Genomic DNA, 25,266 nt, shown 5'->3' on the forward strand with positions numbered 1-25,266 from the left:
AAGATGATTCCTTTCCTAGATTTAAAATCTATAAATAATCAGTATCAAAATGAATTAAAAGAAGCATGTGATAGAGTTATAGACTCAGGCTGGTATATAATGGGCAATGAGTTAAAAAATTTTGAAAAGAATTTTTCAATTCATTGTGGTGTGAAATATACAATTGGTGTAGCCAATGGTTTAGATGCCTTAACTTTAGTACTGCGTGCATGGAAAGAGCTAGGAAAAATAAAAGCTGGTGATGAGGTCATCGTACAAGCTAATACCTATATCGCATCCGTCTTAGCTATTACTGAAAATGGCTTAGTACCCGTTCTCGTAGAACCTGATGTTAATACCTATAATTTATCAGTTGAGAATATAAAAGCAGCAATTACAGACAAGACAAAAGTTATTTTACCCGTTCATCTCTATGGGCAAATCTCACCAATGCCTAAAATTATGGCTCTTGCACAAAAATATAATTTATTAGTTCTAGAGGATTGTGCACAATCTCATGATGCTAGCATCGATGGTAAAAAAGCGGGTAATTGGGGTCATGCGGCAGGATTCAGCTTCTATCCAGGAAAAAATCTTGGAGCACTAGGCGATGCCGGAGCAATAACCACTAATGATGAGCAACTAGCAGAAATTTTATATGCCCTAAGAAACTATGGTTCACATCAGAAGTACTTAAACCTATATCAGGGTGTTAATAGCCGCCTTGATGAGCTACAAGCTGCGTTGCTCAGTGTGAAACTCAAGTATCTCGGTAATGAAACGAAAACTCGCCAAAATATAGCATTAGCTTACTTAGAAAATATTAGTAATCCATTAATTAAGCTCCCATTATTAGTCAATACATATAAAAATAATATAGAACAACATGTATGGCATTTATTTGTTATAGCAACCGAACATAGGGAATTGCTCCAGAAGCATTTAACTGAAAATGGTATTCAAACATTAATCCATTACCCTACTCCTCCTCATAAACAACAGGCATACTGCCAATATAAACAACTTTCATTGCCAATTACTGAAAAAATCCACAACGAAGTTCTAAGTATCCCAATCGGACCAACAATGACTAATGAAGAAATATCTAAAGTTATTGAAGCATGTAATTCATTTGCGATAAAATGATGACATTAGTTAAAACATCACTACTAAGCCTGATAGCTACATTTTTTAAAATGCTATCAGGTTTAGTGATTAATAAAGCAGTTTCTGTCTATATTGGTCCAGCAGGGCTTGCCGTTATCGGACAGTTTCAAAATTTCAGTCAGCTTGTTCTAATCGCAGCCCAAGGGGCTATAAATAATGGTGTAGTAAAATACACGGCTGAATATGGTAAAGAAAGTGAAAAGCTTCCTTCACTATTTAGTACTAGTATTCGTATTAGTTTTACTACATCCATCGTTGTCGGTTGTATATTAGCAATATTTTCTAACTTCTTTTCTCTTAAAATATTAGATGATGTCCAGTATCAATTTGTTTTTATAATATTTGGTTTCACAATTATTTTATTTGTTTTAAATGGTTTGTTTTTATCTATCATTAATGGCCTTAAAGAAATAAGAAGCTATATAAAGATAAATATAATACAAAGCATATATTCATTAATTTTCACTAGCTTACTGATTTATTTTTTTGGACTAAAAGGTGCTTTAATTGCGTTAGCGACTAACCAATCCATAATATTTTTTATTATATTATTCATGCTCAGAAAGCATGAAGTAATAACATGGAAAAAATTCACTTCATCTTTTGATAGAAAGATATCTAAAAATCTTTTTTCCTACTCAGCAATGGCTATTACTTCTGCGATTATGGTTCCTACCTCACAATTTATCATTCGTGATTATATAGGAACAACCCAAGGATTAGACCAAGCAGGTTACTGGCAAGGTGTATGGTATATATCAACAACTTATTTAATGATAGTCACCACTGCTTTAAGCACATATTACCTACCAAGACTTTCAGAAATCACGAATAAGCAAGAGTTAAAAAAAGAGATTCTACAAGGTTATAAAATATTACTTCCAATTGTTATTGTATGTGGATTGATAATCTACCTATTACGTGATTTTATTATTTATTTACTTTTCTCTGATAGTTTCACACCAATGAAACCATTGTTTACATGGCAAATTATAGGAGATGTATTTAAAATTGCATCATGGTTATTAGCATATGTAATGCTAGCAAAGGCTATGACGAGAATTTTTATCATTAGTGAAATATTTTTCTCTGTAACCTTTGTGCTGCTTTCCTATTTTTTTATAAAATCCGAAGGTACTATAGGCGTAACATATGCTTATTGTTTGAATTATTTCTTATATATCATTGTTTTTATATTTGTCATTAATAAATATTCTAGTGAAAATTTAAAATGAAAAAAAAATCAGTTTTAATATACGGTGAGTATAGTGGTTATGGGAAATCTTTAGTAAAAGGGTTTAGGGAATTAGGATATAGTGCGGAAGTTTTCAGTTTTTCTGGTGATGGTTTCAAGCAACTAAAGAGCGGGTTAATATTACACGGAAACAATAGACTAACAAAATTGCTATCTTTAATAACACTATTACCAAAAATATTAAAATATAAGAATATATTGGTTATGAACCCGGGTTTTTTTAATTTTACATGGTTAGGGCCATTAATCCTCTTATTATTTAAAGCAACAAATAAGAACATTATATTACTTTGTTGTGGCGATGATGTAGAGTTTATAAAAAGAGGTAAAAGTGGTGAAGTACCAAACTGGCCATACATAGATATACCATTACCTAAAAAAAAGTACTATAGCCGGAAAGTTGATCTTTTTATTAACTATATTGTTGCGTCCTCCGCTAATAAAATAGTTCCTGTCATGTATGATTATAGTAAAGCATGGAGATTATCACGATTTTCACATAAAGTAACAGAAACCATACCATTAGCATGTGATGGTAATCTACAAACCATTCCTCTAAAAAACTTTAGCAATGAAAAAATAGTCATTATGCACGGCATAAATCGTGAAGGCTTCAAAGGAACTAAAATAATAAAAAAGGCATTATCTGAAATAGAGAAAAAATATGGTGATAGGGTTCAAATTATATTACCAGAAAAATTACCTTTTGCTGAATATCTTAAAGTCATGGAGTCTGCTGATATCGCTATTGACCAAACTAAAGGCAACTCATATGGAATGAATGCAATATATAGTATGTTTGCAGGGCATGTTGTTTTAGCTCCTGCTAATGATATGTTTAAACGCGACTTATCAGTTAAAAACTGCCCTATTATCACAATAAATAATAGTGAGGATTCTATTTATCAACAATTATCGTTATTGATTAATAACTATAGTTTAATTAATAAACTAAAGTATGAAACTCAATCATATGCGCTTACCACACACGCGCCTAAATTAATTGCAGAAAAAATATCAAAGTACTTAAACTGATAACATTAACTATATGATACTAGTCTCTATTTTTATCTAAGAACCTATCCCAAAAGGAATTGTCAGATAATACATAATGATAATTTATGACGGCAAAGCATGGTGGGCAACAAGTGGCAAATCAGTGATGAACTCTGGGAGAAAATGGCTCCTCTCATCCCGGAGCATAGAACTCAACACCCGCTGGGTACGCACCGCAAGCGGGTTGATAATCGCGCTGCAATGAACGCCATTTTCTTCGTACTCAGGACGGGTTGCCAGTGGAATGCGCTAAATGCCACCGGTATATGCTCGTCAAGCTCTGCTCATCGCCGATTTCAGGAGTGGCGGGATGCTGGCGTATTTGAACGCTTCTGGCAAAACGGGTTGCTTGCTTGCGAACAGTTGGACGCTATTGACTGGTCGTGGCTGTCGATGGATGGTTGTATGACCAAATCACCGCTGGCAGGCTCAAAAAAACAGGCAGGAACCCAACAGACCGGGGGGAAACGGGGCGTAAAGCGCAGTCTGATGACTGACGGGAACGGGCTTCCGCTTGCACTGGTTGTCGCTGGAGCAAATACGCACGACATAAATAAAGCCGCAATATCCGCAATATCATTATGTTATAAATTTATGATGAAATTTCCATTGAAATTATCTAGCTATAAATTACTATTCAAAATTTTGATGAAAATATCGGTAACTATTCACCCGCGAGCTATTGACGGTGGTTTACGCTAGGAATGCTGGCACCTGATAATTCACTTTGAGCATATGGTGTTCGACGATTTCACGTAACCATTTATAGGCTGAGATCTGCTGAAGCTTGGCAGTCTCTATAAGTGAGAACATACGTTCACGGAACAGATCGCCTCTATATGAGCGAGTCACGTAGCAGCACTTTCTCATCAATATATAATTACGCAGGACACGCTCTGCGGCATTGTTCGTTAACGGGCAGTCTGGATCATCCATAAAGCGCCACACCATAGCATCATCAGACATGAGATTTCGGCACCGACCTCGATAACGTTTCGAACATTGATAACTGCCCAGTTTGAGCCAATGAAGCCAGCTTTTTCTTAACCGCCTGAGCCGGCGATAGTATTGGGTTTTGGTGAGCTTCTCTTCGATATATCGGTGATGGCACCTGAACACACTGTGGGCGATCAACGCGAGTTTTTCCCCGATTTTTTGATTTTCAGGACAAACACTCTCCTCGATAGCGATGACGTTTCGTAAGATGTGCGCCCAACATAGTTGCCGTTTTGATTCATCAATGTATTTGTAGGCTGAGTATTGGTCGGTCACTAAAAGGTGTGAAACAGCTTCTCCAAGCAATCGCTTAGCCGCATGTTGGTTTCGACCGCTGTTGATTTGGAAAAAGGCAACGTCATTACTCAGGGCTGCCCACATCCAGCGTTTCTCATTATTACGTTGATGCGAGGTTTCATCGGCCATAATCAGTTGAGAGGCTTTGACTGTTTCATGGATTTGCGTATGAGTATCTGCTAAGTACTCCGTTACTCGTCCTTGTGCGGCTGATATTGCACCTGTAGAGAAGTTAAGCTGAAACACATCTTTCAGCATAGATAGTATTTTACCGATGCTTTGATGGTGCTGCGTCGCTTGGATTGCGATAAAACTATGTAGATTTGGGCTCATCTGAACATCAGAGACATGCTCCGGAAGCTCTGCTTGATGCTTATCACCACACCATGAGCACTCACCTTTGAAGACCTGATGCTCAACAAGTGTGTAAGAGATATCTGGCAAATCAAAAATTTGGTGTCGTTTATAAGGTTTTCTATTTGGAATAACACAGCCACCGCAATGGCATGTTTTCTTTGGTAAGTATTGCTCAACCGAGGCACTGTCTTCAATAGAGTGAAGCAGTCGGCGGTGGCCTTTATGACCTGGCTGAGCTCCTGGCTTTTTTCCAGATTTTTTCCGATTCGGCGAAGTATTCTTAGCTTTATTATGCAAAGACTGTTGGGATGACGGCACAGAAGAGTTACGGCTATTTTGGTTTAGTCGGTCTTCAAGTTCGGCCAGCTTATTCCATAGAAAATGGATGATATCTTTCGCCTCTTCAGGCGAATCGAAATCTGGTGGTGGAGGTAGTGTTTTCTTATTCATACCTTCAGATTGCCAGCTCAGAAAGATCACTCAAGTCGAATATGGGATCAAGTTAACCTCGTCACATAACTTTGCTGTCAAGGCATCGCGGGTGAAGAGTTACAAATATCGTTCCAAAATATATTAAAGTATAGGATGTAATAGTGTGTCTTTATTAAATTATATTTTCCGATTTTTACTTTTAACGCCATGTATATATTTTCTATATTACCCATTTAAATATAACCCTGACTATATAAACTATTTTTCTGATTACGAAAATAGTTCATTTTCATATGATTTCTTATATGAATGGCTGTCTTATTCTATAAAGGTATTATTTGATTTGAACTTTAATGATTATTGGCTGTTATTGATGTTTTTTCAAATAGCTCTAATGGCTATCGTATATAATCGTTTTGTGTTATTATTACTTGCTTATCCAATAATAATTTCCTTAAGCCAATTTTTATATGGAACACAAGTAAGATATTCAATATCCATATTGTTTTTAATAATTTCAATCAGATTAATAAATAGAACTTTTAAGACACTTCCTACTATTTTAATACCTATACTATTTCATTATGGCATGGCTATTCTTGCACTGCTTTTTATTTTCACAAGGAAATTAAACTATCACTATTTAATTATTAATAAAGCAAAAGGGTTCTTATTGTTAACATCATCGATTATACTGATAAATTTAGCGTTATTAAATATAGAAAGTATAATTCAATTTACCCGATTTGAATATTATATTGGCTCAGACTCCTATCTTGGAAATAAATCATGGTCTTCAATTCTATTTATATTCGTCTTTTTAGTATTATTAATTTATGGAATAAAAGTAAATGTTAGTTATAGAATACCTATAGTCAAATTATCTATTGTCATTCTTTTTTTTTGTTTATCTACATCTTCAATTGCAGTCTTATCTGGACGAGCTTTACTTGTCTTCTTAGTTATTTCTCCCATATTGATATATGAATTATTTAGAATATCAAAATTGAATTCATATACTGCTCTACTGCTAATCTTATACATTGTAACGAACATATCCTTTTATATTAAAAATGACTATTACTTTTATTAAATGAAACTATTACACTTATACCATAAAACATATAATGCCGGTGATGGTATTACTAATGTTGTATCTAATTTATCTAAATATCAGAACAAAATACCACATATAGAAAGTTTCCACCTTGCTTTTTCCTCTGATGATAAGTTAAAGCAAAAGGCTGAATTTAAAACAATTTCTTTTTTTAAATTGCTCTTTCAGATAAAGTCTTACTCTCCAGATTTTATCTATGTGCACGGTGTTTTTAGTATAAAATCACCTATTTTAATTACATTACTGAAACTGATGGGGTTCAAAATAATACTTGTTCCTCATTGTTCTTTAATGAAAAGAACTATACTTCATAAAAAAATAAAGAAGTCAATTTACCTTTCTATATTTAAAAAAATATCATTTCAACATGTTAACTTCATACAATACTTAAATGAAGAAGAAAAGAATGATTCTATTTTTATTTCTAATAAAATAAAAACATATATTTTACCTAATGGAGTGAATGTGAATGCTGTCATAAAGCAAAAAAACTTTAAAAAAATAAAACCTTTCTATTTAGGTAGGTGTGATATTTACCATAAAGGATTGGATCTATTAATAAACAGTCTTAATATTTTTTATAAAAAAACACAAAGTAATATTTTATTTAATATCTACGGTGCTAATAAAAAACAAACTATTGAATTAATAAATCTAAAACCCAATAAAAATATTATAATTAGGCCACCTATATTTGGACTTGAAAAAGAAGAAGTTTTAGAAAGTAATAATATATTTATTATGACCTCTCGTTACGAAGGCCTACCAGTAGCAGTATTAGAAGCACTAGCGTATGGAAACATTTGCTTACTAACTGAAGGGACTAACATGGCGAAAATTGTAAAAAAACATAATTGTGGCTTTGTTATAAACAATATAAATGACATTTATTATACTTTAAACAAAATAAAAAATATGCCTGATAACGAATTAATAGAAATGTCAACTAATGCAAAAAAATTAGTAAATGAAAGTTATAATTGGCAGTCAATTGCTAATTTATCTATAAGAAAAATAATTAGTTAATTTATATTCCATACTATTGAGGTAACTACTTTCAACGAAATTAAAACAACTATAGCATAATGCGACCCTAATTCTAAATGAAGTAAAAATTTAATATTTTTTATGAAAAAGATTAGTGTGTATTAACCTTTCCGGTATAAAAATAGGTGGCAGATGGAGCTATTATAATGGTTTCGCCAAAAATAAAAAATGCCTCCAAATACTGAGCAATGACGGCTCGGTATGAAAAATGAGCCAAAAAATCAAAAAAGACTATAATGGCCTGCATGTTCTAGTTATAGAATATACTATGTCAAACTCAGAGTATTAAAATAGATATTACTATGCTTCGTTTAGTTATAAATTTAGAATCTATCCCAAAAGGAATTGTCAGATAATACATAATGATAATTTATGACGGCAAAGCATGGTGGGCAACAAGTGGCAAATCAGTGATGAACTCTGGGAGAAAATGGCTCCTCTCATCCCGGAGCATAGAACTCAACACCCGCTGGGTACGCACCGCAAGCGGGTTGATAATCGCGCTGCAATGAACGCCATTTTCTTCGTACTCAGGACGGGTTGCCAGTGGAATGCGCTAAATGCCACCGGTATATGCTCGTCAAGCTCTGCTCATCGCCGATTTCAGGAGTGGCGGGATGCTGGCGTATTTGAACGCTTCTGGCAAAACGAGTTGCTTGCTTGCGAACAGTTGGACGCTATTGACTGGTCGTGGCTGTCGATGGATGGTTGTATGACCAAATCACCGCTGGCAGGCTCAAAAAAACAGGCAGGAACCCAACAGACCGGGGGGAAACGGGGCGTAAAGCGCAGTCTGATGACTGACGGGAACGGGCTTCCGCTTGCACTGGTTGTCGCTGGAGCAAATACGCACGACATAAATAAAGCCGCAATATCCGCAATATCATTATGTTATAAATTTATGATGAAATTTCCATTGAAATTATCTAGCTATAAATTACTATTCAAAATTTTGATGAAAATATCGGTAACTATTCACCCGCGAGCTATTGACGGTGGTTTACGCTAGGAATGCTGGCACCTGATAATTCACTTTGAGCATATGGTGTTCGACGATTTCACGTAACCATTTATAGGCTGAGATCTGCTGAAGCTTGGCAGTTTCTATAAGTGAGAACATACGTTCACGGAACAGATCGCCTCTATATGAGCGAGTCACGTAGCAGCACTTTCTCATCAATATATAATTACGCAGGACACGCTCTGCGGCATTGTTCGTTAACGGGCAGTCTGGATCATCCATAAAGCGCCACACCATAGCATCATCAGACATGAGATTTCGGCACCGACCTCGATAACGTTTCGAACATTGATAACTGCCCAGTTTGAGCCAATGAAGCCAGCTTTTTCTTAACCGCCTGAGCCGGCGATAGTATTGGGTTTTGGTGAGCTTCTCTTCGATATATCGGTGATGGCACCTGAACACACTGTGGGCGATCAACGCGAGTTTTTCCCCGATTTTTTGATTTTCAGGACAAACACTCTCCTCGATAGCGATGACGTTTCGTAAGATGTGCGCCCAACATAGTTGCCGTTTTGATTCATCAATGTATTTGTAGGCTGAGTATTGGTCGGTCACTAAAAGGTGTGAAACAGCTTCTCCAAGCAATCGCTTAGCCGCATGTTGGTTTCGACCGCTGTTGATTTGGAAAAAGGCAACGTCATTACTCAGGGCTGCCCACATCCAGCGTTTCTCATTATTACGTTGATGCGAGGTTTCATCGGCCATAATCAGTTGAGAGGCTTTGACTGTTTCATGGATTTGCGTATGAGTATCTGCTAAGTACTCCGTTACTCGTCCTTGTGCGGCTGATATTGCACCTGTAGAGAAGTTAAGCTGAAACACATCTTTCAGCATAGATAGTATTTTACCGATGCTTTGATGGTGCTGCGTCGCTTGGATTGCGATAAAACTATGTAGATTTGGGCTCATCTGAACATCAGAGACATGCTCCGGAAGCTCTGCTTGATGCTTATCACCACACCATGAGCACTCACCTTTGAAGACCTGATGCTCAACAAGTGTGTAAGAGATATCTGGCAAATCAAAAATTTGGTGTCGTTTATAAGGTTTTCTATTTGGAATAACACAGCCACCGCAATGGCATGTTTTCTTTGGTAAGTATTGCTCAACCGAGGCACTGTCTTCAATAGAGTGAAGCAGTCGGCGGTGGCCTTTATGACCTGGCTGAGCTCCTGGCTTTTTTCCAGATTTTTTCCGATTCGGCGAAGTATTCTTAGCTTTATTATGCAAAGACTGTTGGGATGACGGCACAGAAGAGTTACGGCTATTTTGGTTTAGTCGGTCTTCAAGTTCGGCCAGCTTATTCCATAGAAAATGGATGATATCTTTCGCCTCTTCAGGCGAATCGAAATCTGGTGGTGGAGGTAGTGTTTTCTTATTCATACCTTCAGATTGCCAGCTCAGAAAGATCACTCAAGTCGAATATGGGATCAAGTTAACCTCGTCACATAACTTTGCTGTCAAGGCATCGCGGGTGAAGAGTTACGTATAAGGTTTTGGTTACAGTGATAATATATTTTATGCGGTAATTAATCCCTATTGAGATAGGCTCTGAATGAGATAAAATGCTCTTCCATTAATTTATAATGTTTATTGTTGTCAGTATTTTTTATTTTTTATTTGCACTCCTTTAATTGTTTAACTATATTTTAGATTTTACAGGATGGCGCTCTTACTAGATTTACAAAAGTAATTTAAGGATTAGCTTTTTGGTAATATGATGGTTTATCACATAGTAAGTACTATTTTATTTAAAAATTTAATATAACGTATTGACATTAAACTATTTCTTATGGATAATTTTGTTTTTGACATTATTTATACTATCAGTCTCTTACGCTATGATTTCATAATCAAAACCTTTATTTGTTCTTAAATTTAAAATTTTTTTTGAAAAAATTTTAAAAAAGCCACTCTTTCATATAACCGAGGAATTATAATAATGTTCATAGATAGGCTAATCTCTATATTAGCATTCATAGTAAAGCAACGAAAGATACCTAATTTAATCAACCCTAAAACATTAACTGAAAAAATATTACTATTAAAAATAAAACCTAGCCCAAAAGATATTAAATTAAGAAAGTTAGTTGCTGATAGAATAAAAGTTAGAAGTTACATTAAAAACAAATGCCAATTATGTGATTTAATTCCCATATTATGGAAAGGTGAAGAATTAACAATAGATATTTGGAACTCATTACCAGAAAAATTTGTAATTAAAGGAAACCATGGTTCTAAAATGGTCAGAATAGTAAATAAGAGCAACGATTCTTTTGAATCAGTTTATAATGATTCAATAAAATGGAAAAATACTGATTATTATAAAAGAGGAAGGGAATGGGTATATAAAGATTTACCTCGAACTCTTATTATAGAAAAGCTTATAGAATTCAATTCAGATATTCCTCCTGATTATAAATTTTTTTGTTTAAATGGCAAGGTAAATTTTGTACAAGTTGATTTATCTCGATTTAGGCAACATAAACGAAATATATATGACCGAGATTTCAATCTATTAGATGTAAAATATCAATTTCCTCAAGGTGAGGATATCCCTAAACCTAAACTATTTGAAAAGGGTTTGTTAATAGCTGAATCTCTTTCTAGTGACTTGGATTTTATTCGTGTGGATTTATATATACTAGATGACAAAATTTACTTTGGTGAAATGACTAATTTTCCAGGTAACTGCTTAGAAAAATTCGTTCCCATAAGCTTCGATTTTAAAATGGGAAAAAATCTATCTATTAATACCTAGCATGCTGCAATAATTTTGTTAATAGTATTTATGTATTCATTAAAATATCGTTAAGTTAAATAATATGATAAAAATAGCTGTTATAATGTCAGTTTATAAGAATGACGATCCAATTTTTTTGGATGCCGCGATAAATAGCGTTCTAAACCAAACATTTAAAAGTTTTGATATTTACCTACAAGTGGATGGCCAGGTTCCTATTCAGCTATCCAATAAGCTCAATAATTATCAAAATAATTATCAAAATATATATATTGAATTTATTAATGAAAATAAAGGTCTTGCTTGGCAATTAAATAGGGCTATAAGCCGTTTATCAACTTCAAATATATATTCATTCATAGCAAGAATGGATGCAGATGATATATGTGAACCAGAGCGTTTTCAAAAGCAAATTGAGTATTTTCATAACCATCCTGATGTAGCTATTTGTGGAACTCAAGTTATCGAATTTCACGAGGATGGTTATACTCAGTTGAAAAAAATTCCATGTAGTCATGCTATTTTAAGTCGCTATATAATTAAGCGTTGTCCTTTTAATCACCCCACGGTTATGTTTAACTTATCAAATATTAATATTAATCATATTCATTATAATCCAGCATTAATGAATACCCAAGATTATTATTTATGGGTTGACTTATTAGAGAAAAAGTACATTTTCGGAAACTTAGATGAGCCATTATTACGATTTAGAGTTGATAAAAATTTTTATAATCGAAGAGGTTTTAAAAAAGCCAAAAATGACTTTAACGCTCGTTTATATGCAATGAAAAAACTAGATCTTTTTAGTCCATTAAATTTCATCTTTCTGCTTTTAATTGTATCCTTACGACTAAGCCCACCATTTTTAAAAAAATTTGCATATAAGTATTTAAGATAATTATTACTTAGAATCTATCCCAAAAGGAATTGTCAGATAATACATAATGATAATTTATGACGGCAAAGCATGGTGGGCAACAAGTGGCAAATCAGTGATGAACTCTGGGAGAAAATGGCTCCTCTCATCCCGGAGCATAGAACTCAACACCCGCTGGGTACGCACCGCAAGCGGGTTGATAATCGCGCTGCAATGAACGCCATTTTCTTCGTACTCAGGACGGGTTGCCAGTGGAATGCGCTAAATGCCACCGGTATATGCTCGTCAAGCTCTGCTCATCGCCGATTTCAGGAGTGGCGGGATGCTGGCGTATTTGAACGCTTCTGGCAAAACGGGTTGCTTGCTTGCGAACAGTTGGACGCTATTGACTGGTCGTGGCTGTCGATGGATGGTTGTATGACCAAATCACCGCTGGCAGGCTCAAAAAAACAGGCAGGAACCCAACAGACCGGGGGGAAACGGGGCGTAAAGCGCAGTCTGATGACTGACGGGAACGGGCTTCCGCTTGCACTGGTTGTCGCTGGAGCAAATACGCACGACATAAAGCTGGTTGCGGATACGCTCGATGCCCTCCAGACGGGCAGACCGGGCAAGAGGCTCCGGTTGTGCATGGACAAAGGGTATGAAGCGGAATGGTTGGGATCGTATCTGAGAAGTCGTCGCTATGAACCTCATATCCAGTCACGGAAGGATGAATCAGAAGCCATCAAAAACACGGATTTTAAGGCCCACCGCTGGGTTGTAGAGAGAACACACAGTTGGATGAATCGCTACCGTCGTGTCCTGACTCGTTGGGAGAAGAAGGTCGAGAATTATGAGGCGATGCTGCATTTTGCCTGTGGTATCATTGCCTGTAACAAAACCCTATTGAGATAGGTTCTTAAAGTTTCTAAATAAAAGGATATATAAATGAAATTTTTAATAACTGGCACTGCTGGTTTCATTGGCTATGCTGTAGCAAAAGAGTTATTAAATCAAGGGCATATCGTAGTTGGAATCGATAATGTAAATAACTATTATGATCAGGGGCTTAAACAATCTCGTTTACATCTCCTTGCGCAATACCCGCATTTTCGCTTTATTCCTCTCGATATTACTGAGCGTGAAAAAGTGGTAGACCTGTGTACTCAAGAAGGGTTTGATAGAGTGATCCACCTTGCTGCTCAGGCTGGTGTTCGTTACTCACTGCAAAACCCGTTTGCTTATGCAGACAGTAATCTTAATGGCCATCTTGCTATCTTAGAAGGCTGCCGACAAGCGAAAATCAAGCACTTAGTTTATGCGTCTTCCAGCTCAGTCTATGGGATCACTGACCAAACGCCATTTAGTACGGATATGCCTACTGACCATCCCGTTTCATTGTATGCGGCAACGAAGAAAGCCAATGAATTGATGGCGCATTCCTATTCACATTTGTATCAGCTCCCGACGACCGGTTTGCGCTTCTTCACGGTGTATGGCCCGTGGGGCCGTCCAGATATGGCACTATTCAAATTTACCAAAGCTATTTTAGCCGGTGAGCCAATCGATGTTTATAATAACGGCAATCTCAGCCGTGATTTCACTTTTATTGATGATATCGTGGAAGGGATCATCCGTATTTCCGATATAATCCCACAGGCAGACCCAGAAAACTGTTCGCTTTCACCTGCACAAAGCAGTGCGCCATACCGTTTATATAATATTGGGAATGGGCAGCCCGTCAAATTGACGGACTTTATTGCTGCACTTGAAAAATCATTAGGGAAAAAAGCGATTAAAAACTTTTTACCGATGCAGGCTGGGGATGTGTATACCACTTGGGCGGACACTGAAGACCTATTTAAGGTCACCGGTTATCGCCCACAAGTTTCTATTGAGCAGGGCGTACAGGCATTTGTCGATTGGTATCAATCCTACTACCGCCTGTAAAATATCATCAATTTCCCTGTAATGTCCTAAGATGGATTTGAGAGGTCAGTTTTGAAAATAGCAATTGCCGGTACAGGCTATGTGGGTCTGTCTAACGCCATGTTACTGTCACAAAACCATGAAGTGGTGGCCGTCGACATCGTGCCTGAAAAAGTGGCGATGCTGAACAATAAGCAATCGCCGATTATCGATACCGAAATTGAACAGTTTTTACGTGAAAAAACACTCAATTTCCGTGCAACCCAAGATATTGTTGAAGCCTATACGGGCGCACAGTATGTGATTGTAGCCACACCGACTGACTATGACCCGAAAAGCAACTACTTCAATACCAAGTCAGTTGAATCGGTCATTCATGATGTGCAGAAAATTAACCCTACAGCCACCATTATTGTTAAATCCACCATCCCTGTTGGCTTTACTGAGCGCCTGCGTGAAGAGTTTGGCTACACCAATGTGATTTTCTCCCCTGAATTTTTACGTGAAGGCCGCGCGCTGTGGGATAACTTGTACCCATCACGCATTGTGGTGGGTGAACGCTCTGAGCGAGCGGAAATCTTTGCGGATTTGCTGCTCGAAGGCGCTATCAAAAAAGATGTCCCTGTGCTGTTTACCGATGGCACTGAAGCGGAAGCGATTAAATTATTCGCCAATACTTACTTAGCGATGCGTGTGGCCTATTTCAATGAATTAGATACCTATGCAGAGAGTCGTGGCTTGAACGCACGTCAAATCATCGAAGGGGTGTCTTTAGACCCACGTATTGGCAGCCATTATAACAACCCTTCATTTGGTTACGGCGGTTATTGCTTGCCGAAAGACACCAAGCAGCTACTGGCTAACTATGACGATGTACCGAATAACCTCATTAATGCGATTGTGGAATCTAACCGTACCCGTAAAGACTTTATCTCAGATGCGATTATTGCCAAAGCGCCACGTAAAGTCGGGGTATATCGTTTAGTGATGAAAGCGGGTTCGGACAACTTCCGCGCCTCGGCGGTACAAGGTGTGATGAAACGCATCAAAGCCAAAGGCATTGAAGTGATTGTGTATGAGCCAGTGCTTAAAGAGGACGAATTTTTCCGCTCCAAAGTGTATCATGATCTTGAAGCATTCAAAGCCGATAGCGATATTATTTTAGCCAACCGGATGGTGCCTGAACTCGAAGATGTCGCAGAGAAAGTGTATACACGTGATCTGTTTGGCAATGATTAAGCGATAGGCTAAATTTATCGTTCTGCTTTTGCCAAAAATTTACCTTCGCTATAAACTACCTAAAAAATTATATTAAACACGTACACGTATAAGTGGGATGATGATAGCAATCCATCACTTATACCTTATCTAAACATTTTTTATCATAGGATGGTCTTGTGCTTAGTAAGCGTCTCCCACTTACACTACTCGCAGCCAGCATTTTGCTCACCGGCTGTACCGTTACCCCTGGTGTCTATATGTCTACATCAGGCAAAAATGTCGTCGACACTGGCGATCGTGATATCTCTAAATTTGTGGATATCTACCCGATTTCACCAAAACTGTTAGATGAGATGTATGTGGCTCCAGTTATCGCCAAGCCAAACCCTACACTTGAAAAGCAACTTTCAACCTATGAATACCGTGTGGGTGTGGGTGACGTATTAACCATCACAGTGTGGGATCACCCTGAATTAACTATTCCAGCGGGTTCTTATCGTAGCGCTGCCGACTCAGGTAACTGGGTTCATTCCAATGGCACCATTTACTACCCTTATATCGGTAACGTGAAGGTTGTTGGCAAAACGCTGTCGGAGATCCGTAATTTAGTTAGCAGTAAACTGGCTACCTATATTGAATCCCCACAAGTGGATGTCAGTATTGCGGCATTCCGCTCACAAAAAATGTATGTTTCTGGTGAGGTCGCAAAACCAGGTACATTGCCAATTACCAATATCCCTCTGACCGTTCTGGAAGCCTTTAATAACGCGGGCGGTCTCACCGAAAAAGCCGATTGGGATAACGTCGTGCTGACCCGTAATGGCAAAGAAATTAAACTCTCATTGCAATCATTGGTACAGTATGGCGATATGACCCAAAACTATCTGATGATCCCAGGTGATACACTTTATGTACCACGCAACGACGGGCAAAAAGTATTTGTGATGGGTGAAGTCGGCCAGCCAAATACCCTGACTATTGATCGTGCAGGTATGAGTATCACTGAAGCACTGAGTAAAGCAGGGGGTATCGATCAAACAACCGCTAATGCAACCGGTGTGTTTGTTATCCGTCCAATTAAAAACCAAACCTCTGGCGATAAAGAACTTGATGCGTTGCTACCGAAAAAAATGGCAGCGGTGTATCAGTTAGATTTATCGGATGCCACGGCAATGGTGATGGGTACAGAGTTTAAACTACAACCATACGATCTGGTCTATGTTACCGCCGCGCCTGTGGTACGTTGGAACCGTCTGATCACTCAATTGCTACCAACCATCGCAACTTATAATCAGTTAACCGAAGGTACTAAACGTATTCATGACTGGTAATCCATATGTTTAATAATATTCTCGTTGTTTGTATGGGGAATATATGCCGCTCCCCCACGGGGGAGCGCCTATTACAAGCCCGTTTCCCCGATAAAAAAGTGCACTCCGCGGGCATTATCGCCAAAGAGGATCGCCCCGCTTATGATAGCGCCATCCGTATTGCACAAAACCACAATCTCTCCTTAGATGGCCATCAATCACGTCGTTTAACCAGTGAATTATGTAAAGAAGCAGACTTAATCCTAGTGATGGAAAACGACCATATTGATAGGATCCATCAACAATTCCCCGAGACGCGTGGCAAAGTCATATTATTCGGCCAGTGGCTAAATAAAACCGAGATCCCAGATCCGCATAAACGCAGTGATGAAATGTTCGAGCATGTTTATCAACTGATGGAAAAAGCCGTTATACAGTGGCAAGGGAAAATTTAATTTTAATTTTGGAAGGCTTAGCATTTAACTGATTATGAACACGACAAAAAATAGCTCCCCTGCCTCGGACGAGATCGATCTGCTGGCGCTTTTTAAAGTATTAAAGTCCAGTTATCTTAAAATCGGCTTTTTTACTCTGTTTTTTATTTTGCTTGCAGCAGCTTACAGTTTTTTAGCGACTCCTATCTATCAAGCTAATGCGACACTGCAATATGACAAAGCCAGCCAAGTTTCTCTTGTTGACCAAATGAGTGAAATGATGCCATTAGCCAGCAGTGGTGGCCAAGTCGATTCCGAAATTGAAGTCATTAAGTCACGAATGGTGCTGGGCAAAACCGTGACTAACCTGAATTTAGATACTCAAATCGCACCGGCAGGCTTTTTTGATAAGCTGTGGGGTGATAAAACCGATGCTGTCGTGGCTCTCTATTTAGTTCCTGAAGACTTTATTGGAAAGCCTGCGACGTTGACCTATTTGGGTGATAACAAATATTCTCTCAATATTGAAGGTCAAGTTCTTGAAGGCACCGTTGGTATTCTCTTAAAACAAGACGATATTAGTTTATTGGTTTCATCCTTAGTTGCAGAGGTTGGTCAAGAATTTACCTTAGTTAAAAATGCGCGTTATTCAACCATTGAAAACCTACGTAACACTTTAACTATTGCAGAAGTGGGTAAAGGAACCGGTATTATCAATATGGCCATTAAAGGTGCCGATAAAACCGAAAACGTGCAAATCTTAAACAGCATTATTCAAAATTACGTCGACCAAAATACCGAGCGTAAAAAAGAAGTCACAAATAACACCTTATTATTCTTAGATGAATATCTGCCTAAGATTAAAACCAAGCTGGATAACTATGAAAACCAGCTAAACACCTTCCGTAAAAAGAATGAATCTATCGACTTATCATTAGAAGCCAAATCCGCCCTTGATAGTGCTTTGCAAGTCGAAGAAAAGTTAAATGAACTCACCTTTAAAGAAGTTGAAATTCAGCAATTATATACACGCAACCACCCAGCTTACCAATCACTGCTTGATAAGCGCCAGCAGCTGTTACGTGAGAAAGAGAAAATCAGTAAAGCGATTCAAAAACTGCCAAATACTCAACAACAAATTGTTCGTTTAACCCGTGATGTAGAATCTGAGCAAGCTATTTACAATCAATTAGTGGCAAAACAGCAGGAACTGAGTGTATTAAACTCAGGGATCACCGCTGATGTGCGTATTATTGACTCTGCCGAATCTCAACCGAATGCCGTAGCACCTAAGAAAGCATTAATCTTAGTATTAGCTGCAATACTCGGCTTTATTGTGGGTTGTGCATATGTGATTGCTCGTGAGTTCTTTAATAATAAAATTAAAGGCACTGAGGATATTGATGCACTGGGCATCAACGTCTATGCCACTATTCCTTTCTCTACCCATGAGAAGAAATTGATTGCAGAAGGTAATAAACATCCACTCGCACTAGAAAAACCTGCCGATACGGCGGTTGAAGCCATTCGTTCTTTGCGTACTAGTGTTTACTTCTCGGTCATGAACCAAGGTAATAATCTGGTTATGGTCACCAGTGCTTCACCGGGTGTAGGTAAAAGCTTTATTACCTCCAATATGGCGGTGGTGTTAGCAAATGCAGGCAAAAAAGTATTGTTAATCGATACTGACTTACGTAAAGGCCGTATCCATAAAACCTTTGGATTAAGCAATAAATTAGGTCTATCCGATTATCTCTCACAATCAGATACTAGCCAGCCAAATATTCATAACAGTGTGATTGAAAACCTCGACGTGATTTGTCGCGGTAAGAATGTCACTCACTCTTCTGAATTGCTGATGAGCGAGCGCTTTAAACGTTTACTTGATACGGTGAAAGGTCAATACGATATCGTCGTGATTGATACTGCGCCAATACTGGCAATCACCGACTCAGCTATTATTGGTAAGTACGTTGGGACCTCATTGCTTATCGCCTATTATGGTGTGAACACGGTGAAAGATATTGAGCTATCGCTCAAACGCTTTAAGCAAAACGATATCGAAATTACGGGTGTGATCTTAAATGGTATCGATGCCAAGTCAGACGATTATAATTATGTTTATGAGTACTAGGAAAGTACAATGAAAAACGCAAAAGTATTAGTCACTGGTGGTCTTGGCTACATTGGTAGCCATACCTGTGTACAGATGATCGAACAAGGCATGCAGCCAATTATTTTAGATAATCTCTGCAATGCTAATCCTGAAGTACTAAATCGCATTGAAACCATTACTGGCACTAAACCTATTTTCTACGTCGGTGATGTACGTGATAGCAAAATTTTAGATACCATTTTTGCTGAACATCAAATTGCATCGGTGATTCACTTTGCAGGGCTAAAAGCCGTGGGTGAGTCAGTTCAAAAACCGATTGAGTACTATGACAATAATGTTAATGGTACTTTGGTTTTAATCACATCAATGCAAAAAGCGGGTGTAAAAAGCCTCATTTTTAGTTCTTCCGCGACGGTGTATGGTGATCCTGAAGAAGTACCGTTAACTGAAGAATCGAAAGTAGGTGGTACAACCAACCCATATGGTACTAGCAAATATATGGTTGAACGCATTCTTACCGATTTACATATTGCGCATGATGAATGGTCACTGACTTTATTACGTTATTTTAACCCTGTCGGAGCTCATACTTCAGGTTTAATGGGGGAAGACCCTCAAGGTATTCCAAATAATTTGACCCCTTATATTGCTCAAGTTGCTGTTGGTCGTCATAAAGAAGTGATGGTATTTGGCGCTGACTACCCAACACCAGATGGTACTGGTGTTCGTGATTATATCCATGTTATGGATTTAGCGAGTGGACACATTGCTGCCTTGAATGGTGTTAGTCAAAAAGCAGGGCTCCATATTTATAATTTAGGCACCGGTAAAGGCACTAGTGTATTAGAAATGATCGCTGCTTTCGAAAAGGCATCAAGCAAACAGATCCAATACAAAATAGTTGCTCGCCGCCCCGGTGATATTGCTGAATGCTGGTCTAGCCCTAATAAAGCCTTTACTGATTTAGGCTGGCAAGCTCAGTACTCCGTGCAAGATATGGTGAACGATAGTTGGCGTTGGCAATCGCAAAACCCTAATGGCTATAAATAGATTTATTTTATTTAGGTTAACATATGAATATTGATATAGATTCCTTTGCCCTATATATTGGCGTTAAGGCGGAATATTTAGCTATGCTATATAGAACTACATGTGAATTAGAAGGATTGCCTTTACCTAAAAGAAATAGGCACGGTAAGGTAAAAATGAGTGAGGTTTTAATTTTTAAACAACACTTTGAAGATAAAACAAAGAATATTAATGAGAATAAAACATTAAGTTAAATTATCACTAAAGCTCAAAGAGCTTTTTGTTTTAAAAGCTAGCGCTCGGTTGCTGGCGATCAAGTGTCTTGCCCAAAATGTAAAGGCGTCTACGCGATTGTAAGGGCTCTACCACAATCAAATACAATGGAAAAAATCTTGCTCTAGCGGGAATGAAAACTCCCTGTGGCGTTGCTTTGATTGCATCACAGAGTTCAATTACAGGTAAATAATTTCATTTGTATTTAGATATAAATACTATGTGTTGTTATTCTGTTTCTAATAGTGTAATTGTCACCATAGTAAAATTAGCGCCTAGTTAATAGGTTGAATTAAATAAAAAATAATACCATAATAGCCTTCTTTACGGATATCCGTAAAGAAGGCTTGAAATAGAGTTTAGTTTTATTTGCGTTTTAGCCTATGGATGTCATTGGGATACCAATGCATCATTTATTCTCCCCTCTAAGGGAGGAAAGCGGCTTTACCCTTATTCTGTTGCCTTATCTACCCACTCGTATGATAAACATATCCTCCACTGTGAAAAATCCCCCCTTGTTCAAGACAAACATCACGTCCATAGCGTTCATAGTCAAAGTAATGCGATAAATGACCCAGTTGGGCTAAATCATAACAACCAGTTTTCCTCATCTCTGGAGTCACGGACATGCGTAAGTCCATTGATGGACTATCGTTGATTGTCGCGGAGACTCTTGAGATGGATCCGTTTAGTGAGTCTTGGTTCATTTTCTGCAATCGTACCCGAGATAAATTGAAAATCTTGTTTTGGGATACTAATGGCTTCTGGCTGTACTATCGTCGCTTAGAAAAAGGGACCTTCAAGTGGCCAAGACCCAGTGAGGACGGAGCCATTCATATTACTAAGCAACAACTGGGTTGGCTTCTTTCGGGGTTAACGCTCGAACATGCCAAAGCTCATCGTCCACTTCATAATCTAGAAGTGTGACCGCTGATACTGATCGTCACGTTGGGCTTGAACGATCCTTTTTTGCTGTCATACTTAAGTCATTGAGATGACCAGAGCCCAGACATGACCGACCTCCCTGATGATATCGACCAGCTAAAAGCTATGCTGCTTGAGCTTCACCAACAGAACGAAGCAAAAGATAAACTCCTTGCGGCAAAGCAAGAGGAGGTTGCCGAGCTCAAAACCAAAATTGAGTTGTTGATTGAACAGCTCAATTTAAGTAAGTCAAAGCGCTTCTCATCACAAAGTGAAAAAATACCCAAAGGTACGTTTAACGAAGCGGAGCAACAAAAGAGTACGGCTAAATCCGACGACGACAAGAAAAAAACAGGCCGTAAGCCTTTTCCAAAAGAGCTCGAGCGTGAAGTTCATAAACATGAACTCAATGCCCCTTATTGCGACTGCTGCGACGAGCCTTTACATCAATGTGGTGTTGAAACTTCTGAAGAGCTGAAAATCATCCCACAGAAGGTTAGTGTTATACGTCACGAGCGAACCAAGTACGCTTGCCGGCAGTGTGAAAAAACACAGACTGAAACAAAGATTATCACAGCCCCAAAACCCGCAAGTATGATCCCTAAAAGCCTAGGGAGTGCAGATGCATTCGCCGCTGTAGTCACAGCAAAATACGTTGATGCTCTGCCACTCTATCGCCAAGTGGATATTCTCAATCGCTCTGGTATAGATATTAGCCGCGCTACACTGGCCAACTGGTGCGTTCAGTTAGGAAGCAAAGTGCAAGTCATTATTGATGCAATGAAAAGTGAGTTATTGAAAGAAAAGCTCATCTGCGCGGACGAAACCACTGTTCAAGTATTACGTGAAGAAGATAAGAAAGCACAATCTAAGTCATATATGTGGGTCTATCGTAGCGGTGAGTTCGTCAATAACCCAGTGGTTATCTACGACTATCAAGCCAGCCGCAGAGCAGAGTGCGTACAAGACTTTTTAGGTGGTTACTCTGGTTACTTGCTATCGGATGGCTACAGTGCATACGACAAACTTGAGGACGTGACTCAAGCTGCTTGCATGGCGCATGTACGCAGAAAGTTCACTGATGCTCAAAAAGCTTCACCATCAAAAAAAGCGGGCAAGCCAGGAACTTTATTAGCAAACTATACGGTCTTGAAAAGAAAGCCAAAGGGCTTGACGCAAAATCTCGACACCAACTACGACAAGAAGAAGCCAAACCTATTTTAAATGAGTTCAAGCAATGGCTTGACAGTCAAAACGTTCTCCCTAAAGGATTACTTGGCAAAGCCATCACTTATACGCAAAACCAGTGGCCTAAGCTGCTTACCTACCTTGAAGACGGCGATATAAGTATCGACAACAATGTGACCGAACGAGATATAAGGCCGTTCACGACAGGTCGCAAAAATTGGATGTTCTCAACTTCGGTAGGCGGAGCAAAGGCGAGTGCAAACTTGTATAGCCTCGTGATGACTTGCCGCGCTAATGACATGAACCCTTATTATTACTTCCAACACCTGTTTACCGAGTTACCAAAACGAAGTCCGAAAGATGATGTGTCGGATCTCATGCCATGGAACGTAGAAATCAGTGAGGTTGAGTAAAGCTTTACTGGTTCATTAAGCGCTTACATTGTAGGGGGGCATTCAGGGCGAGAAGAAAAAACGCAAAACCATCGAATAGACTTAACGACAGGTGAAGCTATTTTTGGATACTTAACACAGGGTAAGCGAGATAATCAAGATATTGACAATCTTTATACTCAACCTAGCAAGCTTAAATCAGAGCCAATTGTTTTATCATCATCCCGCCCGAAATATTGGCCGAATGAAAACCCTATAGGCGATATTGCACCACCTGTCCCGATAAAAACGAAGCAAGCATATATGCTACCTCGCTCCTAGGAAGGGAATCGTGAGGAAAAATAAATGATAACAATTAAAAAAACTCCCCCATGTAGGGGGAGAAAAAATACAAGTATTTCAATTTATACCAACATCAAATAAGACTTGCCATTTCTTGTTGCGCCTCTTGCGAGCTCGCTTTCTTGAGAATGGCATACAGGACACCAGACACTAGCGTACCAATCACGATAGCCAGTAAATACGTTAATACATGATTTATCGCGCCAGGGATCAACAATACAAATAAACCTCCGTGTGGCGCCATTAATTGGATACCAAAGTACATTGATAACGCACCAGTGATTGCGCCACCAATAATACAGGTCGGTAATACACGGATAGGATCTTTAGCGGCAAATGGAATTGCCCCCTCTGAAATAAAACATAAACCAAGTACAAAAGAGGCTTTACCCGCTTCACGCTCCGCTGGAACAAATTTGTGTCTTGCCAGCAAGGTTGCAACACCCATCGCTAATGGGGGAACCATACCCGCCGCCATAATCGCAGCCATCGGTGCGTAGGTTTGTGAACTTAATAGCCCGACCCCAAACGCATATGCAGCTTTATTAACAGGTCCTCCCATATCGGTACACATCATCGCACCAAGGATCGCACCTAAAATTACCGCATTAGTCGTTCCCATGGTGTTCAGCCAATTAGTCAACCAATCCATTAACCAAGCTACGGGATGACCAATCACATAGATCATCGCTAATCCTGTAAACAAGGTTGATATTAGCGGTACAATTAAGATTGGTTTCAGTGCTTCCATTGTTTGCGGTAATTTCAATCGCGTACTTATAAAGTGGGCGCTATAACCCGCAAGGAAACCTGAAATGATCCCGCCTAAAAAACCGGCACCTAAAGTGGTAGCCAGTACACCACCTACTAAGCCCGGTGTTAAACCTGTGCGATCGGCGATGGAATAGGCGATATAACCAGACAAAACGGGAACCATTAGGGCTAGAGCTGTTTGTCCACCGATTAAACTAAGCGCCCAAGCTAATGAGCCTTCAACACTGGAAGCGTCTAAGCCAAATGCAAAAGATAAAGCAGTACATAGACCACCAGCCACGACCATCGGCAGCATGTAAGAAACACCGGTTAATAAGTGGCGATAAACGCCTCTTTTTTCACTTTTATTACCAGTTTGCGCTGTTGATTTGCCACCTTGAGGAGTAAATAGCGTGGCTTCTGCTTGGGCTTTATCGAGCTCTTGAGCGGTTTTCTTCAAGGCTGCACTGGTCGACGTACGATACATGCGTTTTCCCGCAAATTTATCGACGTTGACCTCAATATCTGCTGCAACAATCACTAAATCTGCTTTAGCAATTTCTTCTTCAGTAATTTCGTTACCGACTCCGACGGAACCACGGGTTTCAACTTTGATGTTCCAACCGCGCTTTTTCGCCTCAGCTTCCAGCGCTTCAGCTGACATATAAGTATGCGCAACTCCAGTTGGGCAAGCTGTAACAGCAAGAACAGAAAAAGGTGCTGAAGTATCAGCTACAGGTTGTGCTGCTTGATATAGTGTGGCCTGTTGTTTTGCATGTTGTAGACATTGATTTGGATTTTGTACCGCATTTTCGATGGTATCGAAATAGACTTTTTTACCTGTTAAATCATAATGTTCAGGGATATTATTACCAACAACAATAACCATATCTGCTGTCGATAGATCTTCAGTCACAGTCAGCTCTTGAGCGACCGCTGCGCTTTTTAATGCGTCAATTGCTAGCCAAGCCGCAGCGGGATCCTGTTGACGATTTGCTATGATGAATAGTTTCATGGTGTCCT

The 25,266-nt window shown here is 38.8% G+C and carries 19 protein-coding genes and 4 pseudogenes; 19 read left to right on the top strand and 4 right to left on the bottom strand.

Annotation, left to right across the window (positions count from 1 at the left end; genetic code table 11):
- Window positions 1–3: 3 nt before the first annotated feature.
- From RB151_RS04585 to RB151_RS04600, 4 genes and pseudogenes are all read left to right on the top strand, one after another.
- Window positions 4–1,125, top strand: coding sequence for a DegT/DnrJ/EryC1/StrS family aminotransferase (locus RB151_RS04585; RefSeq protein WP_071547787.1), 1,122 nt, complete (start codon window positions 4–6; stop codon window positions 1,123–1,125).
- The gene (locus RB151_RS04590; RefSeq protein ID WP_237071509.1) at window positions 1,122–2,381 is read left to right on the top strand and encodes an O-antigen translocase; all 1,260 of its coding nucleotides are present in this window, start codon (window positions 1,122–1,124) and stop codon (window positions 2,379–2,381) included. The genes RB151_RS04585 and RB151_RS04590 overlap by 4 nt, the downstream gene beginning before the upstream one ends.
- Window positions 2,378–3,436, top strand: a complete 1,059-nt coding sequence (locus tag RB151_RS04595; RefSeq protein WP_071547788.1) for a hypothetical protein — start codon at window positions 2,378–2,380, stop codon at window positions 3,434–3,436. Before RB151_RS04590 ends, RB151_RS04595 begins: the two co-directional genes overlap by 4 nt.
- Before the next feature lie 99 nt (window positions 3,437–3,535).
- Window positions 3,536–4,018: pseudogene (locus RB151_RS04600) on the top strand (IS5 family transposase); the annotation flags it as partial.
- Window positions 4,019–4,150: 132 nt separating this feature from the next.
- On the opposite strand, the gene tnpC (RB151_RS04605) reads toward RB151_RS04600, so the two are convergent.
- Window positions 4,151–5,557, bottom strand: coding sequence for an IS66 family transposase (tnpC, locus tag RB151_RS04605; protein WP_071548824.1), 1,407 nt, complete (start codon window positions 5,555–5,557; stop codon window positions 4,151–4,153).
- A gap of 145 nt (window positions 5,558–5,702) precedes the next feature.
- Between tnpC (RB151_RS04605) and RB151_RS24590 the strand changes: the two genes are divergently transcribed.
- The 3 genes and pseudogenes from RB151_RS24590 to RB151_RS04620 all read left to right on the top strand — a co-directional run.
- On the top strand, window positions 5,703–6,632 hold the full coding sequence (locus RB151_RS24590) for an EpsG family protein (protein WP_071547789.1): 930 nt from the start codon (window positions 5,703–5,705) through the stop codon (window positions 6,630–6,632).
- Window positions 6,633–7,682, top strand: a complete 1,050-nt coding sequence (locus RB151_RS04615) for a glycosyltransferase family 4 protein (RefSeq protein ID WP_071547790.1) — start codon at window positions 6,633–6,635, stop codon at window positions 7,680–7,682.
- A 406-nt stretch (window positions 7,683–8,088) separates the two neighbouring features.
- Window positions 8,089–8,571, top strand: a pseudogene (locus RB151_RS04620) (IS5 family transposase); the annotation flags it as partial.
- Between the two features lie 132 nt (window positions 8,572–8,703).
- Here the strand turns inward: RB151_RS04620 and tnpC (RB151_RS04625) are convergent.
- Complete coding sequence (tnpC, locus tag RB151_RS04625) at window positions 8,704–10,110, bottom strand: IS66 family transposase (RefSeq protein ID WP_071548824.1); 1,407 nt, start codon at window positions 10,108–10,110, stop codon at window positions 8,704–8,706.
- A gap of 559 nt (window positions 10,111–10,669) precedes the next feature.
- On the opposite strand from tnpC (RB151_RS04625), the gene RB151_RS04630 reads away from it, so the two are divergent.
- The 10 genes from RB151_RS04630 to RB151_RS04675 all read left to right on the top strand — a co-directional run bounded on the left by RB151_RS04630 (window position 10,670) and on the right by RB151_RS04675 (window position 20,625).
- Window positions 10,670–11,488 carry an ATP-grasp fold amidoligase family protein gene (locus RB151_RS04630; protein WP_071547791.1) on the top strand — a complete coding sequence of 273 codons (819 nt, stop codon included), beginning with the start codon at window positions 10,670–10,672 and terminating at the stop codon, window positions 11,486–11,488.
- Window positions 11,489–11,552: 64 nt separating this feature from the next.
- Window positions 11,553–12,371, top strand: coding sequence for a glycosyltransferase (locus RB151_RS04635; RefSeq protein WP_071547792.1), 819 nt, complete (start codon window positions 11,553–11,555; stop codon window positions 12,369–12,371).
- A gap of 69 nt (window positions 12,372–12,440) precedes the next feature.
- Window positions 12,441–13,247: an IS5 family transposase gene (locus RB151_RS04640; protein ID WP_071547793.1), complete on the top strand. Its 807-nt coding sequence runs from the start codon at window positions 12,441–12,443 to the stop codon at window positions 13,245–13,247.
- Between the two features lie 33 nt (window positions 13,248–13,280).
- Window positions 13,281–14,282, top strand: a complete 1,002-nt coding sequence (locus RB151_RS04645; RefSeq protein WP_071547794.1) for an NAD-dependent epimerase — start codon at window positions 13,281–13,283, stop codon at window positions 14,280–14,282.
- Window positions 14,283–14,333: 51 nt separating this feature from the next.
- On the top strand, window positions 14,334–15,500 hold the full coding sequence (locus RB151_RS04650; RefSeq protein ID WP_071547795.1) for a nucleotide sugar dehydrogenase: 1,167 nt from the start codon (window positions 14,334–14,336) through the stop codon (window positions 15,498–15,500).
- 158 nt (window positions 15,501–15,658) lie between these two features.
- On the top strand, window positions 15,659–16,813 hold the full coding sequence (locus RB151_RS04655) for a polysaccharide export protein (protein WP_071547796.1): 1,155 nt from the start codon (window positions 15,659–15,661) through the stop codon (window positions 16,811–16,813).
- Between the two features lie 5 nt (window positions 16,814–16,818).
- A complete protein-coding gene (locus RB151_RS04660; protein ID WP_071547797.1) occupies window positions 16,819–17,247 on the top strand; it encodes a protein tyrosine phosphatase in 429 nt (142 codons plus the stop codon).
- Window positions 17,248–17,281: 34 nt separating this feature from the next.
- Window positions 17,282–19,360 carry a polysaccharide biosynthesis tyrosine autokinase gene (locus RB151_RS04665; RefSeq protein WP_081363937.1) on the top strand — a complete coding sequence of 693 codons (2,079 nt, stop codon included), beginning with the start codon at window positions 17,282–17,284 and terminating at the stop codon, window positions 19,358–19,360.
- A gap of 9 nt (window positions 19,361–19,369) precedes the next feature.
- Window positions 19,370–20,392 carry a UDP-glucose 4-epimerase GalE gene (galE, locus tag RB151_RS04670; protein ID WP_071547799.1) on the top strand — a complete coding sequence of 341 codons (1,023 nt, stop codon included), beginning with the start codon at window positions 19,370–19,372 and terminating at the stop codon, window positions 20,390–20,392.
- A gap of 23 nt (window positions 20,393–20,415) precedes the next feature.
- The gene (locus RB151_RS04675) at window positions 20,416–20,625 is read left to right on the top strand and encodes a hypothetical protein (protein WP_071547800.1); all 210 of its coding nucleotides are present in this window, start codon (window positions 20,416–20,418) and stop codon (window positions 20,623–20,625) included.
- Window positions 20,626–21,111: 486 nt separating this feature from the next.
- On the opposite strand, the pseudogene RB151_RS23020 reads toward RB151_RS04675, so the two are convergent.
- Window positions 21,112–21,255 (bottom strand): annotated as a pseudogene (locus RB151_RS23020) (antirestriction protein ArdA); the annotation flags it as partial.
- Between the two features lie 16 nt (window positions 21,256–21,271).
- Here RB151_RS23020 and tnpB point away from each other — a divergent pair.
- A complete protein-coding gene (gene tnpB, locus RB151_RS24140) occupies window positions 21,272–21,571 on the top strand; it encodes an IS66 family insertion sequence element accessory protein TnpB (protein ID WP_071547801.1) in 300 nt (99 codons plus the stop codon).
- 84 nt (window positions 21,572–21,655) lie between these two features.
- Window positions 21,656–23,169, top strand: a pseudogene (tnpC, locus tag RB151_RS04690) (IS66 family transposase).
- Between the two features lie 394 nt (window positions 23,170–23,563).
- Here the strand turns inward: tnpC (RB151_RS04690) and fruA are convergent.
- Entirely contained in the window at window positions 23,564–25,258 is a 1,695-nt protein-coding gene (gene fruA, locus RB151_RS04695; protein WP_071547802.1) for a PTS fructose transporter subunit IIBC, read from the bottom strand.
- Window positions 25,259–25,266 lie beyond the last annotated feature (8 nt).

It is taken from the genome of Providencia rettgeri (assembly GCF_001874625.1).
GTDB classification, from domain to species: domain Bacteria; phylum Pseudomonadota; class Gammaproteobacteria; order Enterobacterales; family Enterobacteriaceae; genus Providencia; species Providencia huashanensis.